Raw genomic sequence first — 15,064 nt, forward strand, 5'->3', positions numbered from 1 at the left:
GATGTCAACTACAAGTAAATAAAATTATTTTGCTCGTAGTAGACATCCAATATCTTAGATATGCTCTTCTAACCTTTATTCAACACCTACTGGATCTTCTTGTTGCTCTACAACTACCGGTTCTGCTCGACGATAACGATTCATACCTGTACCAGCAGGAACAAGCTTACCAATAATTACATTTTCTTTTAATCCTAGTAACTCATCGCGTTTTCCTTTAATTGCAGCATCTGTAAGGACACGTGTAGTCTCCTGGAATGATGCAGCAGATAGGAATGAATCAGTTTCTAGTGACGCCTTAGTTATACCTAGAAGTACTGGTCTACCTGTAGCTGGAGCTTTACCTTCTAGTAAAACCTTCGTGTTTGCATCAGTAAACTGATGGATATCAAGTAGTGAACCTGGTAACACATCTGTGTCACCCGCATCCGTAACACGTACTTTACGAAGCATTTGTCTAACCATTACTTCGACGTGTTTATCTCCGATTTCAACACCCTGCATACGATATACTTTTTGTACTTCTTTTAACAGGTATTCTTGAACTGCTGACGTATTTGTTACCTTTAACAACTCTTTCGGATCAACAGAACCTTCTGTTAGTACCTGACCACTTTCAACCTGTTGGCCTTCAGCTACTTTCAAGCGAGCGCTATATGGTGCAGTGTAAGAACGAGATTCTACATCGCCTTGGATTACGATTTCTTGCTGTCTATCTTTTACTTCATTAATGGATGTTACTACCCCACTGATTTCCGTAATAACAGCTTGACCTTTCGGATTTCTCGCTTCAAATAGCTCTTGAATACGAGGTAAACCTTGTGTGATGTCGTCTCCTGCAACCCCACCAGTATGGAACGTACGCATTGTAAGCTGTGTTCCTGGCTCCCCGATTGATTGAGCAGCGATAATACCTACTGCTTCACCAACTTCAACCTCTGATCCTGTTGCAAGGTTACGTCCATAACATTTTTTACATACGCCATGGCGTGTATTACATGTAAATGCAGAACGAATTGTAACTTCTTCAACACCAGCATCAACAATTGTCTTTGCAATATCTTCAGTAATTAATTCATTTTCTGCTACCAATACTTCATTTGTTTCAGGGTGAACAACTTTCTTTCTTGCGTAACGACCATCTAGACGCTCTTCAAGAGGTTCAATAATTTCTGTTCCCTCTTTTAAGGCACTAACAAGTAAGCCACGATCAGTTCCGCAATCGTCTTCACGTACGATAACGTCCTGAGCAACGTCAACTAAACGTCTTGTTAAGTAACCAGAGTCAGCGGTCTTCAGAGCAGTATCCGCAAGTCCTTTACGCGCACCGTGAGTCGAGATAAAGTACTCTAATACCGTTAAACCTTCACGGAAACTTGATTTAATCGGAAGTTCAATAATACGTCCAGCCGGGTTCGCCATAAGTCCACGCATACCTGCTAACTGTGTAAAGTTAGATGCGTTACCACGGGCACCCGAGTCACTCATCATGAAGATTGGGTTACGCTTATCAAGAGAAGCCATTAGCTTATTTTGAATATTATCTTTCGCCGCACTCCAGATAGAGATAACACGATCATAACGCTCATCTTCTGTGATTAAACCACGTCTGAATTGTTTTAATACATTATCAACCTTCGCTTGCGCTTGTGCTAAGATTTCTTCTTTTTCAGCTAGTACAACAATGTCAGCTACACCAACGGTAATACCTGCTTTTGTTGAGTGCTTAAATCCGAGATCCTTCATGCGATCAAGCATTTTTGAGGTTTCTGTGATTTTAAAACGTTTGAAGACTTCTGCGATAATATTACCGAGAATTTTCTTCTTGAACGGGTCAATCTGTTCCTGACTTTGAATTAATTCTTTAACATTTGCACCTTTAGGAATGAAATACTTTTCAGGTGTTTTCACTTCTAGGTTCGTTTTTGTAGGTTCATTAATATACGGGAACGATTTAGGAAGAATCTCGTTAAAAATCAACTTACCTACTGTTGTCATCAGCAACATATTATTTTGTTCATCAGTAAATGTTTCGTTATTTAGTGAGCCAGCATGTACCGCAACCCTTGTGTGGTAGTGTACATAACCATTTTGGTATGCAAGAATAGCTTCGTTTGTATCTTTAAAGACCATTCCTTCTCCAACTGCTCCAGGACGTTCCATCGTGAGGTAATAGTTACCTAATACCATATCCTGAGATGGTGTAACAACTGGTTTTCCATCTTTCGGGTTAAGAATGTTTTGTGCAGCTAACATTAATAATCTTGCTTCAGCCTGCGCTTCTGCAGAAAGTGGTACGTGAACCGCCATTTGGTCACCGTCGAAGTCTGCATTGTAGGCAGTACATACGAGTGGGTGAAGACGAATTGCACGTCCTTCAACTAACGTTGGTTCAAATGCTTGAATCCCTAAACGGTGCAATGTAGGAGCACGGTTTAAGAGAACCGGATGCTCTTTAATGACTGATTCGAGCACATCCCAAACCTCTGGCTGTACACGTTCAATTTTACGCTTTGCACTCTTTATATTATGAGCAAGCCCTTTTTCAACAAGCTCTTTCATTACAAATGGTTTGAATAATTCCAACGCCATTTCCTTCGGTAAACCACACTGGTACATTTTAAGATTCGGACCAACAACGATAACGGAACGACCTGAGTAGTCAACACGTTTACCTAAAAGGTTTTGACGGAAACGACCTTGTTTCCCTTTTAACATATGGGATAGTGACTTTAATGGACGATTACCAGGACCTGTTACTGGTCTTCCGCGACGTCCATTGTCAATCAATGCATCGACCGCTTCTTGAAGCATACGTTTTTCGTTCTGAACGATAATGCTTGGAGCACCCAAATCTAAGAGACGTTTCAAGCGATTGTTACGGTTGATTACACGTCGATATAAGTCGTTTAAGTCTGAAGTGGCAAAACGACCACCATCAAGCTGAACCATTGGTCGTAGTTCTGGAGGAATGACCGGTAGTACATCAAGGATCATCCACGAAGGCTCATTTCCTGAGTTACGGAAAGCCTCTAGCACCTCTAGTCGCTTGATTGCACGAGTTCTTCTTTGTCCTTGAGAAGTTTTTAATTCTTCTTTTAGGGCATCCACTTCTTTTTCTAAATCAATGTCAAGAAGAAGTTTTTTAATTGCTTCAGCTCCCATTGCAGCATGGAATGTGTTTCCGTATTTTTCACGGTATGCACGGTATTCCTTTTCGGAAAGCAATTGCTTTTTATCTAAAGGAGTATCTCCAGTTTCTGTTACTACATAGGATGCGAAATAAATGACTTCTTCAAGAGCACGAGGAGACATATCTAGGATAAGTCCCATTCTGCTTGGAATTCCTTTAAAGTACCAAATATGTGAAACAGGTGCAGCAAGCTCGATATGTCCCATGCGTTCACGACGAACTTTAGCACGAGTTACTTCAACGCCGCATCGGTCACAGACGACTCCTTTGTAGCGAACACGCTTGTATTTACCACAGTGACATTCCCAGTCCTTTTGCGGACCAAAAATTCGTTCACAGAATAACCCGTCTTTTTCTGGTTTTAATGTACGATAGTTGATTGTTTCTGGCTTCTTCACTTCACCGAAAGACCATGAACGGATTTTATCGGGTGAAGCGAGACCAATGCTCATGTATTCAAAATTATTAACATCTAGCAAGGGGCCTACCTCCCTTTCGATCTACAGGATTACCCTAATTGACCTTTGCTTTTCATGACTGACAATCAAATGTGCCTTGGCGTAATTGCACTCATTTTTTAAGCTGGCACGAGGCGGCAAACAAAAACGTTGCCACAGAATGTATCATTTCAATCTCAATCTCGGACAGTTTTCTTAAAAAATCGTGGCATTCGCCGAAGGCTTATCATTATTCAGCAGGAGTTTAGACTTCTGCTGAATAATGTTTTTATTCTTTGACAACTGCGTTCTTTTCTAGTTCTACGTCGATTTGTTGGTCAGAATCAAGAGATATTCCCTCTGATTGACTTGCTTCTTCTTCATCTTCTAAATCACGCATTTCAATCTCTTCTTCATCACCGGAAAGAATTTTCACATCTAAACCTAGTGATTGAAGTTCTTTAATCAATACTTTGAACGATTCAGGGACACCAGGTTCTGGTACATTTTCACCCTTCACAATCGCTTCGTACGTCTTCACACGTCCAACGACATCGTCTGATTTAACTGTGAGAATTTCTTGTAGTGTATATGCAGCACCATAAGCTTCAAGCGCCCAAACTTCCATCTCACCGAAACGTTGTCCTCCGAACTGAGCTTTACCACCAAGTGGCTGCTGAGTAACAAGAGAATAAGGTCCAGTTGAACGAGCATGAAGTTTGTCATCAACCATATGTGCTAATTTGATCATATACATTACACCAACAGATACTCGGTTATCAAACGGTTCACCCGTTCTTCCATCATATAAGACAGTCTTCGCATCACGAGACATCCCAGCCTCTTCTAGCGTATCCCATACATCTTCTTCAGTTGCACCGTCAAAAACTGGTGACGCAACATGAATACCCAGCTGTCTAGCAGCCATACCTAAGTGTAGCTCTAGTACCTGGCCGATGTTCATACGTGATGGAACCCCTAATGGGTTTAACATGATATCGATTGGTGTTCCATCTGGAAGGAATGGCATATCCTCTTCTGGAAGAATTCTTGAAATTACACCTTTGTTTCCGTGACGACCAGCCATTTTATCGCCTTCGTGAATTTTACGTTTTTGAACGATATAAACACGAACAAGCTGGTTTACACCTGGTGGTAACTCATCCCCATCTTCACGGTTAAATACCTTCACATCAAGGATTATCCCTTCTCCACCATGTGGTACACGAAGAGAAGTATCACGGACCTCACGTGCTTTTTCACCGAAGATTGCATGTAAAAGTCGTTCTTCTGCTGTTAGCTCAGTTACCCCTTTAGGTGTAACCTTACCTACAAGTAGGTCTCCGTCTTTTACTTCTGCACCAATACGGATAATTCCACGCTCGTCAAGATTACGTAGCGCATCTTCCCCAACGTTTGGAATATCACGTGTGATTTCCTCAGGTCCTAATTTTGTATCACGAGATTCTGATTCGTATTCTTCAATATGAATAGAAGTATATACATCATCTTTCACAAGTCTTTCACTCATGATGATGGCATCTTCATAGTTATATCCATCCCAAGTCATGAAACCAACAAGAACGTTGCGTCCTAAAGCTAGTTCACCCTGTTCCATTGAAGGACCATCTGCAAGGATTTCTCCTTTTACCACTTCGTCCCCTTCTGTCACAATTGGGCGTTGGTTATAGCATGTACCTTGGTTAGAACGAATAAATTTAAGAAGTCGATATTTATCAAGGTCACCTTTTACCTTTTGACCATCTACTTCTGCATAGCGACGTACCCAAATTTGTTTTGCTTCAACACGCTCAACAATACCAGGGTGTTTACAAATAACAGCAGCACCTGAATCTTTACCAGATACATATTCCATACCCGTACCAACAAGTGGAGCCTCTGGGTTCATTAGCGGAACAGCTTGACGTTGCATGTTCGCACCCATTAGCGCACGGTTAGAGTCGTCATTTTCTAAGAACGGAATACATGCTGTCGCTGCAGATACAACTTGTTTTGGTGATACGTCCATGTAGTCAATTCGATCACGGTTAACAACTGTGTTTTCACCCTTGAAACGAGCTACTACATCTTCATCTAAAAATTCGCCATCGTCACTTAAACGGGCATTCGCTTGAGCGACAACGTAGTTATCCTCTTCGTCTGCCGTTAAGTAATCGATACGGTCTGTTACTTTGCCTGTCTCAGGATCAACTCTTCGATATGGAGTTTCGATAAATCCAAATCGATTCACTTTTGCATAAGATGATAACGAGTTAATCAATCCGATATTTGGACCTTCCGGCGTTTCAATCGGACACATACGACCATAGTGAGAATAGTGAACGTCACGCACTTCAAATCCTGCACGTTCACGTGTTAGTCCACCAGGTCCTAATGCAGACAATCTACGTTTATGTGTTAATTCTGCTAATGGATTGGTTTGGTCCATGAACTGTGAAAGCTGCGAGCTACCAAAGAACTCTTTAATAGACGCAATCACTGGACGAATATTGATTAGTTGCTGTGGAGTAATGGTATTCGTATCTTGAATTGACATTCTCTCACGAACAACACGCTCCATTCTTGATAACCCGATACGGAATTGGTTTTGCAAAAGCTCACCAACAGAACGTAAACGACGATTACCTAGATGGTCGATATCATCTGTATCTCCAACCTGATGTAATAGGTTAAAGAAATAACTAATAGAAGAAAGAATATCCGCTTGTGTAATATTCTTAACTCCTTCTTCAATATAGGCATTCCCAATGACATGAATGACTTGTTCGCCATCTGGATCATTTGGAGCGTAAATTTTAATCGATTGAAGTGTAATTTCCTCATCAATTACGCCGCCTGATGGTTGAAGTGTTTTAAAACCAATACCACTCTCTAAATACGGAATGATACGGTCTAGCGTTCTGCGATCGAGAAGCGTATCTTTTTCTACGATGATTTCACCTGTTTCAGGATCAACAAGTGTTTCGGCTAGACGTTGATTAAACAAACGGTTCTTAATATGAAGTTTTTTATTAATCTTGTAACGACCTACACTCGCAAGGTCGTAACGCTTTGGATCAAAAAAGCGAGATTCTAATAAACTTTTTGCATTATCTACTGTTGGTGGTTCTCCAGGACGTAGACGTTCATATATTTCTAGTAATGCTTTTTCTGTGCTTTCTGTGTTGTCTTTCTCAAGCGTGTTGCGTAAATATTCATTTTCACCGAATAAATCGATGATTTCTTGATCAGAGCCAAACCCAAGCGCGCGCAAAAGAACCGTTACTGGTAATTTTCGGGTACGGTCGATACGAACATACACAACATCCTTCGCATCTGTTTCATACTCCAACCATGCACCACGGTTTGGTATTACCGTTGCAGTAAAGCCGCGTTTTCCATTTTTATCTACTTTACCACTGAAATAGACACTTGGTGAACGAACCAATTGAGAAACAATTACACGTTCTGCACCATTAATTACGAATGTACCTGTTTCTGTCATGAGTGGAAAATCACCCATAAACACATCTTGATCTTTTACTTCACCAGTTTCTTTGTTGATCAAACGCACCTTAACTCGAAGTGGCGCTGAATAAGTAACATCTCTCTCTTTTGATTCTTCGACAGAATACTTTGGCTCACCTAAACTGTAATCAATGAACTCTAGAGATAGGTTACCTGTAAAATCTTCAATTGGGGAAATATCCTGGAACATCTCCCTAAGACCCTCATCAAGAAACCACTGATAAGAAGAGGTTTGAATCTCAATAAGATTTGGTAATTCTAAAACTTCACTAATACGAGCATAACTTCTTCGTTGGCGGTGTCGTCCATACTGAACTAGTTGACCTATCAACCCATTCACCCCTCATATCAAGCGTTATTAATCTTGCTAAATTATAAATACTTACTAATTATTAAAGTCTATTTGGGGACCTTATATAATCAATAAGAATGTTAACCACAAATCAAAATGATAGGACACATAACGCAGCCTATCAATTCTTAAATTCCTCGACTTTTCAAGCCGAATACGCAATCGTTTTTGCCTTATGTAGATGTTTTAAAAACCTAAAAATACGACATTTTTATAGACAAAAAGAAAAAGGGTTTCTACTAAGAAAACCACACTTTCAAAAACAAACTATTGATTTTATTAGTTTTTCCATACATACTATATTTATACATATATTTAATTTTTTAGTTATACATGGAAAATCTACATATCGGCATTATATAATGTTACCACACGAAAAATGGCCAGTCAACAGGTTTTTGTATTTGTCAAGTGGTTTTTTTATACTACATCGATCGTATAGCCTTAATGATATGGTAGCCCTTTTTTCTTTCAACGATTTCCACCTCTTCAAAAACCGTTTCAAGCTTTTGTATAGCAGATGGAGCTCCTTGCTTCTTTTGAATTACAACCCAAAGCTCTCCTCCAGGCACCAAATACCGATAACTCTCTTCTAAAATATGATGAACTACTTTCTTCCCTGCACGAATGGGCGGGTTTGAAATAATTGCAGCAAAACCTCGATTTTCAACATTTGTAAACAGATCACTTTGATAAATTTCAACATTGTTGACTTTATTTATTTCCGCATTCTTTTTTGCAAGGTCAATTGCTCGCTCATTCACATCAATCATTTCCACTGAACGTTCATTATGTACTTTTGCCAGTGCAAGGCCAATGGGCCCATATCCACAACCTACATCCAAAAACGGGCCAGTCGCTTCAGGAGCACGAAATTCTTCTACTAGTAATCTTGATCCAAAATCAACTTCATTTTTCGAAAAAACACCACTATCACTTGTAAATGAAAATGAATGTCCTTTTAAAACAAAATCCCAAGTTTTTTGATTGCTTGCTACCGTGGGTTTGCTAGTATAATAATGTTCGGCCATTTATGTATCTCCCAACATAAGAGTATATTAACAGTATACCCATATCATTACCAAAAACAATAAAAGAGTAAAAAAGCTCGCTTTCATAGCGAGCTTTTTCTTACGTTCATTAATTATTACTTAACTTCTACGCCAGCTCCAACTTCTTCAAGTTTAGCTTTAACTTCTTCAGCTTCTTCTTTAGAAACGCCTTCTTTGATTGCTTTTGGAGTGTTGTCAACAAGTTCTTTAGCTTCTTTCAAGCCAAGACCAGTGATTTCACGTACAACTTTGATAACTTTGATTTTTTGTGCACCAGCGTCTGCTAATACAACATCAAATTCAGATTGCTCAGCAGCAGCTTCAGCAGCGCCACCAGCAGCTACAGCTACAGGAGCAGCAGCAGTTACACCAAATTCTTCTTCAATTGCTTTTACTAGGTCATTTAGTTCTAAAACAGTCATATTTTTAACTGCTTCAATGATTTGTTCTTTAGTCATTAGAAAATCCTCCTTAAATAATTATCCTATTTTTTATTTCGAATGGTACGTTTGTTTTACGATTAAGCGCCTTGCTCTTCCTTTTGATCTGCAACTGCTTTAGTAGCAAGTGCAAGATTGCGGATTGGAGCTTGAAGTACACTAAGCAACATAGAAAGTAAACCTTCGCGTGATGGTAGATCAGCAAGAGCTTTAACTTCTTCAAGAGTTGCAATGTTTCCTTCGATAACACCTGCTTTGATTTCTAATGCTTCATGCTTTTTCGCGAAGTCATTAAGAATTTTCGCAGGAGCAACTACATCTTCATTACTGAATGCAATTGCGTTTGGTCCTGTTAATGCATCATTTAAACCAGCAAGTTCTGCTTGTTCTGCAGCACGGCGAGTTAAAGTGTTTTTGTACACTTTGAATTCAATGCCTGCATCACGAAGCTGCTTACGTAGTTCAGTTACTTCCGCAACAGATAGACCGCGGTAGTCTACTACTACAGTTGATTTACTTGCACGTAGTTTGTCAGCAATTTCTGTTACAATTTGTTTCTTTTGTTCTACTGCATGACTCATTCTTCTACACCTCCTGTGAGTAATTTCAGACACTTGAAACCGTTCGGTGTTAGAGGGTGTTCGACGTGAACACGTATCTAGATTAAAAAACCTCTATGTCGAGTAGACATAGAGGTAGTAATGATCAAGTAATATACTACACCTCGGTAGGAAATTAAGCTTATGAGCACCTACTGTCTACGGTACAAATGCTATTCATTTGTTAACAACAAAATTTATTATATGAAATGCTTTCGCAAAAGTCAATATCCACTTATTTCTAATTAGAATGTAGAAGCGTCAACTTTTACGCCAGGTCCCATTGTAGATGATACAGCAATGTTCTTCATGTAAGTACCTTTTGCTGCAGATGGTTTAACCTTAAGCATAGTTTCATAAATTGTAGTGAAGTTCTCAATTAATTTTTGATCGTCAAATGAAATCTTACCAATTGGAACATGGATGTTTGAAGATTTATCAACGCGGTATTCAACTTTACCAGCTTTGATTTCATTCACTGCTTTTGTTACATCAAATGTAACAGTACCTGTTTTAGGGTTTGGCATTAAACCTTTAGGTCCTAATACACGACCAAGCTTACCAACTTCACCCATCATGTCAGGAGTAGCTACGATTACATCAAAATCGAACCAACCTTGGTTGATCTTAGTGATGAACTCGCTATCACCAACATAGTCAGCACCTGCAGCTTCTGCTTCTTTTGCTTTTTCACCTTTAGCGAAAACTAATACACGTTGAGTCTTACCAGTACCGTTTGGTAGTACAACTGCACCACGAATTTGTTGGTCAGCTTTCTTAGGGTCAACTCCTAAACGGAATGCAACTTCAACAGTCGCATCAAATTTAGATGTGCTTGTTTTCTTTACTAGTTCAATTGCTTCTGCAACTGAGTAAGCTTTTGTACGATCTACTAATTTAGCAGCTTCAACGTACTTTTTACCTCTTTTTGCCATTATAATTTCCTCCTCAATTGTGGTTTTAACGGAATAACCTCCCACGCCCAGCAAACAGCATCATTTTTCCATACTGACGCCAGACATAACAAAGGTTGCGAACGAAAGAAAAGAGATGTTCCATCCGCAACCCCCAAAATCATTGTAACAAATTGGAATTAGTCTTCAATAACAATTCCCATGCTACGAGCAGTACCTTCAACCATACGCATTGCAGATTCAACATTTGCTGCATTTAAATCAGGCATTTTTGTTTCTGCAATCTCGCGTACTTTATCACGCTTAACTGTTGCAACTTTATTACGGTTTGGTTCACCAGAACCAGACTCAATACCAGCCGCTTTCTTTAAAAGAACTGCAGCAGGAGGAGTTTTTGTAATAAATGTAAATGAACGATCTTCATAAACTGTGATTACAACAGGAATAATTAAACCAGCTTGTTCTGCTGTACGAGCATTGAACTCTTTACAGAATCCCATGATATTAACACCTGCTTGACCTAAAGCCGGTCCAACTGGTGGTGCTGGGTTTGCTTTACCCGCTGGAATTTGTAATTTAACCTCTTTAATTACTTTTTTAGCCACGAGACACACCTCCTTAAAGTCCGTGATGTGGTAATAGGGGTTCACCCTCCCACTCATCTATTCTTTACATATCGATAAAGAACTTTTAGCATAGCAAGTCTCTATGTTTAGAGACATACTGACCTATGCAATATTACCACTTTTCATTTTTAATATCAAGTTTTTCTTAAAGTTTTTTTGTCCAGCCTCAGCGCACCCCTCTAAAAGGGTTTGGCATTTCGTGCTAGATTTTTTCAATTTGTGTAAAGTCTAATTCAACTGGTGTTTCACGACCAAACATGTTTACAAGAACCTTTACCTTTTGCTTATCAACATCAAGATCCTCAATGGCACCCGTGAAGTTAGTAAATGGCCCTTCTTTGACACGAACTGTTTCTTTTAATTCAAAATCCACTTCCATTGGTCTTTCATCCATTCCCATTCTCTTAAGAATGAATGTTACTTCTTCAGGTAAAAGTGGCGTTGGTTTCGATCCAGATCCAGCTGACCCAACGAAGCCTGTAACTCCAGGAGTGTTACGAACGACATACCAAGAATCATCAGTCATGATTAATTCAACTAATACATATCCTGGAAATACTTTCTTTTTAACAATTTTCTTTTTCCCGTTTTTAATATCTGTCTCTTCGTCTTCTGGGACCACAACGCGGAAGATTTTATCTTGCATACCCATTGACTCGACACGTTTCTCTAAATTTGCTTTTACTTTGTTTTCATACCCTGAATACGTATGAACAACATACCAATTCTTTTCCATATGTTAGGACTGCTCGTCCTTCCCTCCCTTTGTGCGATCAAATTCCTTATTCCTATTTTGTAGACTCAGTCAATGAAATATGTTCGCTAACTAGGTTTTACCGTTCTTATTCAAACAACTATATGACTAGGGACCTACTGTTATTTTTTTGCAATTAAAAAAACCCGAGCCCGGGCTTTTCGTAAACATTCTTATTCTCTATCCATCATTATACCATGAGTGTACAGTGTTTATTCAAGTACTAAACGAATTAATTCGGAAATTCCTAAGTCAATCACAGCAAAAAATACAGATACAAAGATTACTGTTGTTAACGTAACAATTGTATAGCGCGTAAGTTCCTTTCTCTTAGGCCAGCTAGTTTTCTTCATTTCTCTAACTACTTCACGAAAAAACTTGGTTAAGCGTTTCATCCATGTAACCTCCAACTTTATCAACACAGTCTGCGATCTATTTCGTTTCACGATGATTCGTGTGGGAATTGCAAGTCTTACAAAACTTCTTCATTTCAAGTCGCTCAGATGAAGTGCTATTCTTCATAGTGGAATAATTTCTGCTGCCACATTCCACACAGGCTAAAATTACCTTTTTTCGCATTTTATCACCTTCTATGTAAAATGCTATAGCATTCTATTTAAGTCTCAATTTCCTTAAAAATGTAACACAGGCATGAATTATATGTCAATACTAGCCCCATCTGTAAATAATAGGTAATACCGCATATTTATAATTTAATCTCTTGAATTTCTAAATACCGCTCTAGTTTCCGTTTTACACGTTGGAGGGCATTATCAATCGATTTAACATGACGGTTTAAGTCCTCAGAAATCTCTTGATAGGACCTTCCGTCTAAGTATAAGTTTAATACCTTCCGCTCTAAATCACTTAAGAGCTCTGCCATTTTCAACTCAATATCATCGAATTTTTCCCTGTTGATGATTAATTCCTCAGGATCCAGAATCTTCGCTCCTGATATAACATCCATTAATGTACGGTCAGATTCTTCATCATATATCGGCTTGTCCAACGAAACATAAGAGTTTAAAGGAATATGCTTTTGTCTTGTAGCCGTTTTAATCGCAGTAATAATTTGACGTGTAATACAAAGCTCCGCAAACGCTTTAAATGAAGACAGCTTGTCCTCTTTAAAATCACGTATCGCTTTGTATAACCCAATCATACCTTCTTGAACAATATCTTCTCGATCTGCTCCAATTAAAAAATATGATCTGGCTTTGGCACGCACAAAATTTTTATACTTATTGATTAGATAGTCCAATGCCTCACTTTCCCCAGCATGAACCAATTCGACGACTGCCTCATCCTCTAGTCGGTCATAATTTAACCTGTTGCCATAATCATCGAAGCTTGAACTCACACCGATCCCTCCGACCTACCTTAGAAGTTGTTTCTACCCAAAACCTTACTTTCGATGTAATCCGTAATGTTCAAAAATTCTTTATCTAGAAATATTATACAGGAGTGCTTTTCCAAGCGTCAACCGCTCATCGCTGTCCGCGACGCCATTTTTCAAATATTTCTGCAATTTCGTCGGAAAGTGGTATTTTTGATACACTTTTTTCTTGATAGGTTTTCTTGACATCCTTTTGGATTCCGGACTCCACAACTTCCATCTCCGTTAATAATTCTCTGGCAGATTTTCGTAGGGCTCCTTGTCCGAAAATCTGCCATTGCTCCGTATAATCTGAAGTCGCTACATGGATTTGTGTTTTGATATTGCTTAATTGTTTGGCAAGCTTTTCAATTCGTTCGTCAGCCGTCTCATTTTCACGAGTAAAAATGACTTCGATCTTTCGACTTTTCGTTTTTGTTTCAATTCCCGGTACCAGGTGTGCATCAAATACAACGATTACCTTATATCCTGTATACGCCTGATATTCAGCCATCTTTTCGATTAATAAATCACGCGCTGCTGAAAAGTCCTTTGTTTTAAGAAGACGTAATTCTGGCCAAGCACCTATTATGTTGTAGCCATCTACCAGCAGGATATCCATTATTTTATTCTCCTAACGGATTCCGCTTACGATATACCTCATACATAAGTAAACTTGCAGCAACAGATGCATTCAACGAAGTTACCTTTCCTTGCATCGGTAATCTTAGAAGAAAATCACATTTTTCCTTCACAAGACGTCCCATACCTTTTCCTTCACTGCCAATTATTAAGCCTATTGGCATTTTTCCGTCAACATTTCGGTAATCCTCAGTTCCCTTCGCATCTGTACCAACAATCCATACACCACGGTCCTTTAGTTCATCAATCGTTCTTGCTAGATTTGTAACGCGCGCAACTGGTATATATTCAATTGCCCCTGTAGAAGCCTTTGCAACAGTAGCGGTTAAACCAACTGCTCTTCTTTTCGGTATAATCACTCCATGGGCCCCAACTGCATCTGCTGTACGAAGAATCGAGCCAAGATTATGGGGATCTTCCAATTCATCCAACAAAATAATAAATGGAGCTTCATTTCGTTCTTTAGCTAAATCTAAAATATCATCAACCTCAGCATACTCATATGCGGCTACCTGAGCGACAACCCCTTGGTGATTCCCTTCAACCATTTGGTCAATCTTCTTCTTCGGAACAAATTGAACCATGACATTTCTTTCTCTTGCTAGAGAAAGAACCTGATTCATTTGCCCTTTACTCGAACCTTCCGCTATCCATATTTTATTAATGTCCCGCTCTGATTTTAATGCTTCAATAACAGGGTTTTTTCCAATTGTATAATCACTCGCCATTTCTTTTTCCTCCTTTCTTAAGATTCAATAATTCGAAATGCTTCTTCAATAATGGAATGAATTCTGTCCGTGTCATTTTGTAAAAAATGAAAACCGAGCAAAGCTTCAAATGCTGTACTATATCGGTATGTCTGAACATCTGTGTTTTTTGGGACGGTTCCACTCTTCGCATTGCGGCCCCTTCTGATGACTGCTCGTTCCTCTTCCGAAAAAAATTCTTCATCCATCATTTTGTGTATCACAGCAGACTGAGCTTTGGCAGAAACATAATGCTTCGCCTGATTATGAAGTTGATTAGGTCTTACACTTCCTTTTTGCAATAGGTAATGCCGTACATACATTTCGTACACGGCATCACCCATATATGCAAGAGCAAGACTATTTAATTGATGGCTATCAATTTGATTATCTGATAAATTCATCG

Annotated in this window: 14 protein-coding genes and 1 other annotated feature; all 14 genes read right to left on the bottom strand. The window is 39.1% G+C overall.

The window, feature by feature from the left end; all coding sequences use genetic code 11:
• Positions 1-75: 75 nt before the first annotated feature.
• The 14 genes from rpoC to V7138_RS22285 all read right to left on the bottom strand — a co-directional run bounded on the left by rpoC (position 76) and on the right by V7138_RS22285 (position 15,062).
• Positions 76-3,672 (bottom strand): DNA-directed RNA polymerase subunit beta', encoded by a 3,597-nt coding sequence (gene rpoC, locus V7138_RS22220; protein WP_335401715.1) that lies wholly within the window; start codon positions 3,670-3,672, stop codon positions 76-78.
• 247 nt (positions 3,673-3,919) lie between these two features.
• A complete protein-coding gene (rpoB, locus tag V7138_RS22225; RefSeq protein ID WP_335401717.1) occupies positions 3,920-7,489 on the bottom strand; it encodes a DNA-directed RNA polymerase subunit beta in 3,570 nt (1,189 codons plus the stop codon).
• A gap of 446 nt (positions 7,490-7,935) precedes the next feature.
• The gene (locus V7138_RS22230) at positions 7,936-8,541 is read right to left on the bottom strand and encodes a class I SAM-dependent methyltransferase (protein WP_335401719.1); all 606 of its coding nucleotides are present in this window, start codon (positions 8,539-8,541) and stop codon (positions 7,936-7,938) included.
• Between the two features lie 116 nt (positions 8,542-8,657).
• Positions 8,658-9,020: a 50S ribosomal protein L7/L12 gene (gene rplL / locus V7138_RS22235; RefSeq protein WP_335401721.1), complete on the bottom strand. Its 363-nt coding sequence runs from the start codon at positions 9,018-9,020 to the stop codon at positions 8,658-8,660.
• A gap of 62 nt (positions 9,021-9,082) precedes the next feature.
• Positions 9,083-9,583 carry a 50S ribosomal protein L10 gene (gene rplJ, locus V7138_RS22240; protein ID WP_136379923.1) on the bottom strand — a complete coding sequence of 167 codons (501 nt, stop codon included), beginning with the start codon at positions 9,581-9,583 and terminating at the stop codon, positions 9,083-9,085.
• A gap of 75 nt (positions 9,584-9,658) precedes the next feature.
• Positions 9,659-9,784 (bottom strand) — a sequence feature (ribosomal protein L10 leader region).
• 62 nt (positions 9,785-9,846) lie between these two features.
• Positions 9,847-10,536, bottom strand: a complete 690-nt coding sequence (rplA, locus tag V7138_RS22245) for a 50S ribosomal protein L1 (protein WP_335401723.1) — start codon at positions 10,534-10,536, stop codon at positions 9,847-9,849.
• A gap of 158 nt (positions 10,537-10,694) precedes the next feature.
• Positions 10,695-11,120: a 50S ribosomal protein L11 gene (rplK, locus tag V7138_RS22250; protein WP_010285014.1), complete on the bottom strand. Its 426-nt coding sequence runs from the start codon at positions 11,118-11,120 to the stop codon at positions 10,695-10,697.
• A gap of 223 nt (positions 11,121-11,343) precedes the next feature.
• Positions 11,344-11,877 carry a transcription termination/antitermination protein NusG gene (gene nusG / locus V7138_RS22255; protein ID WP_335401726.1) on the bottom strand — a complete coding sequence of 178 codons (534 nt, stop codon included), beginning with the start codon at positions 11,875-11,877 and terminating at the stop codon, positions 11,344-11,346.
• Between the two features lie 230 nt (positions 11,878-12,107).
• On the bottom strand, positions 12,108-12,290 hold the full coding sequence (gene secE, locus V7138_RS22260) for a preprotein translocase subunit SecE (protein ID WP_335401729.1): 183 nt from the start codon (positions 12,288-12,290) through the stop codon (positions 12,108-12,110).
• A 37-nt stretch (positions 12,291-12,327) separates the two neighbouring features.
• On the bottom strand, positions 12,328-12,474 hold the full coding sequence (gene rpmG, locus V7138_RS22265) for a 50S ribosomal protein L33 (protein ID WP_335401732.1): 147 nt from the start codon (positions 12,472-12,474) through the stop codon (positions 12,328-12,330).
• A 127-nt stretch (positions 12,475-12,601) separates the two neighbouring features.
• Entirely contained in the window at positions 12,602-13,255 is a 654-nt protein-coding gene (gene sigH, locus V7138_RS22270; protein ID WP_335401734.1) for an RNA polymerase sporulation sigma factor SigH, read from the bottom strand.
• 127 nt (positions 13,256-13,382) lie between these two features.
• Positions 13,383-13,892, bottom strand: coding sequence for an NYN domain-containing protein (locus V7138_RS22275; RefSeq protein ID WP_335401737.1), 510 nt, complete (start codon positions 13,890-13,892; stop codon positions 13,383-13,385).
• Positions 13,893-13,896: 4 nt separating this feature from the next.
• Positions 13,897-14,640, bottom strand: coding sequence for a 23S rRNA (guanosine(2251)-2'-O)-methyltransferase RlmB (rlmB, locus tag V7138_RS22280; protein ID WP_335401739.1), 744 nt, complete (start codon positions 14,638-14,640; stop codon positions 13,897-13,899).
• 17 nt (positions 14,641-14,657) lie between these two features.
• Positions 14,658-15,062: a Mini-ribonuclease 3 gene (locus V7138_RS22285; RefSeq protein ID WP_335401741.1), complete on the bottom strand. Its 405-nt coding sequence runs from the start codon at positions 15,060-15,062 to the stop codon at positions 14,658-14,660.
• Between the last annotated feature and the right edge of the window lie 2 nt (positions 15,063-15,064).

Source organism: Bacillus sp. JJ1533 (assembly GCF_036965045.1).
Lineage (GTDB): Bacteria > Bacillota > Bacilli > Bacillales > Bacillaceae_L > Ferdinandcohnia.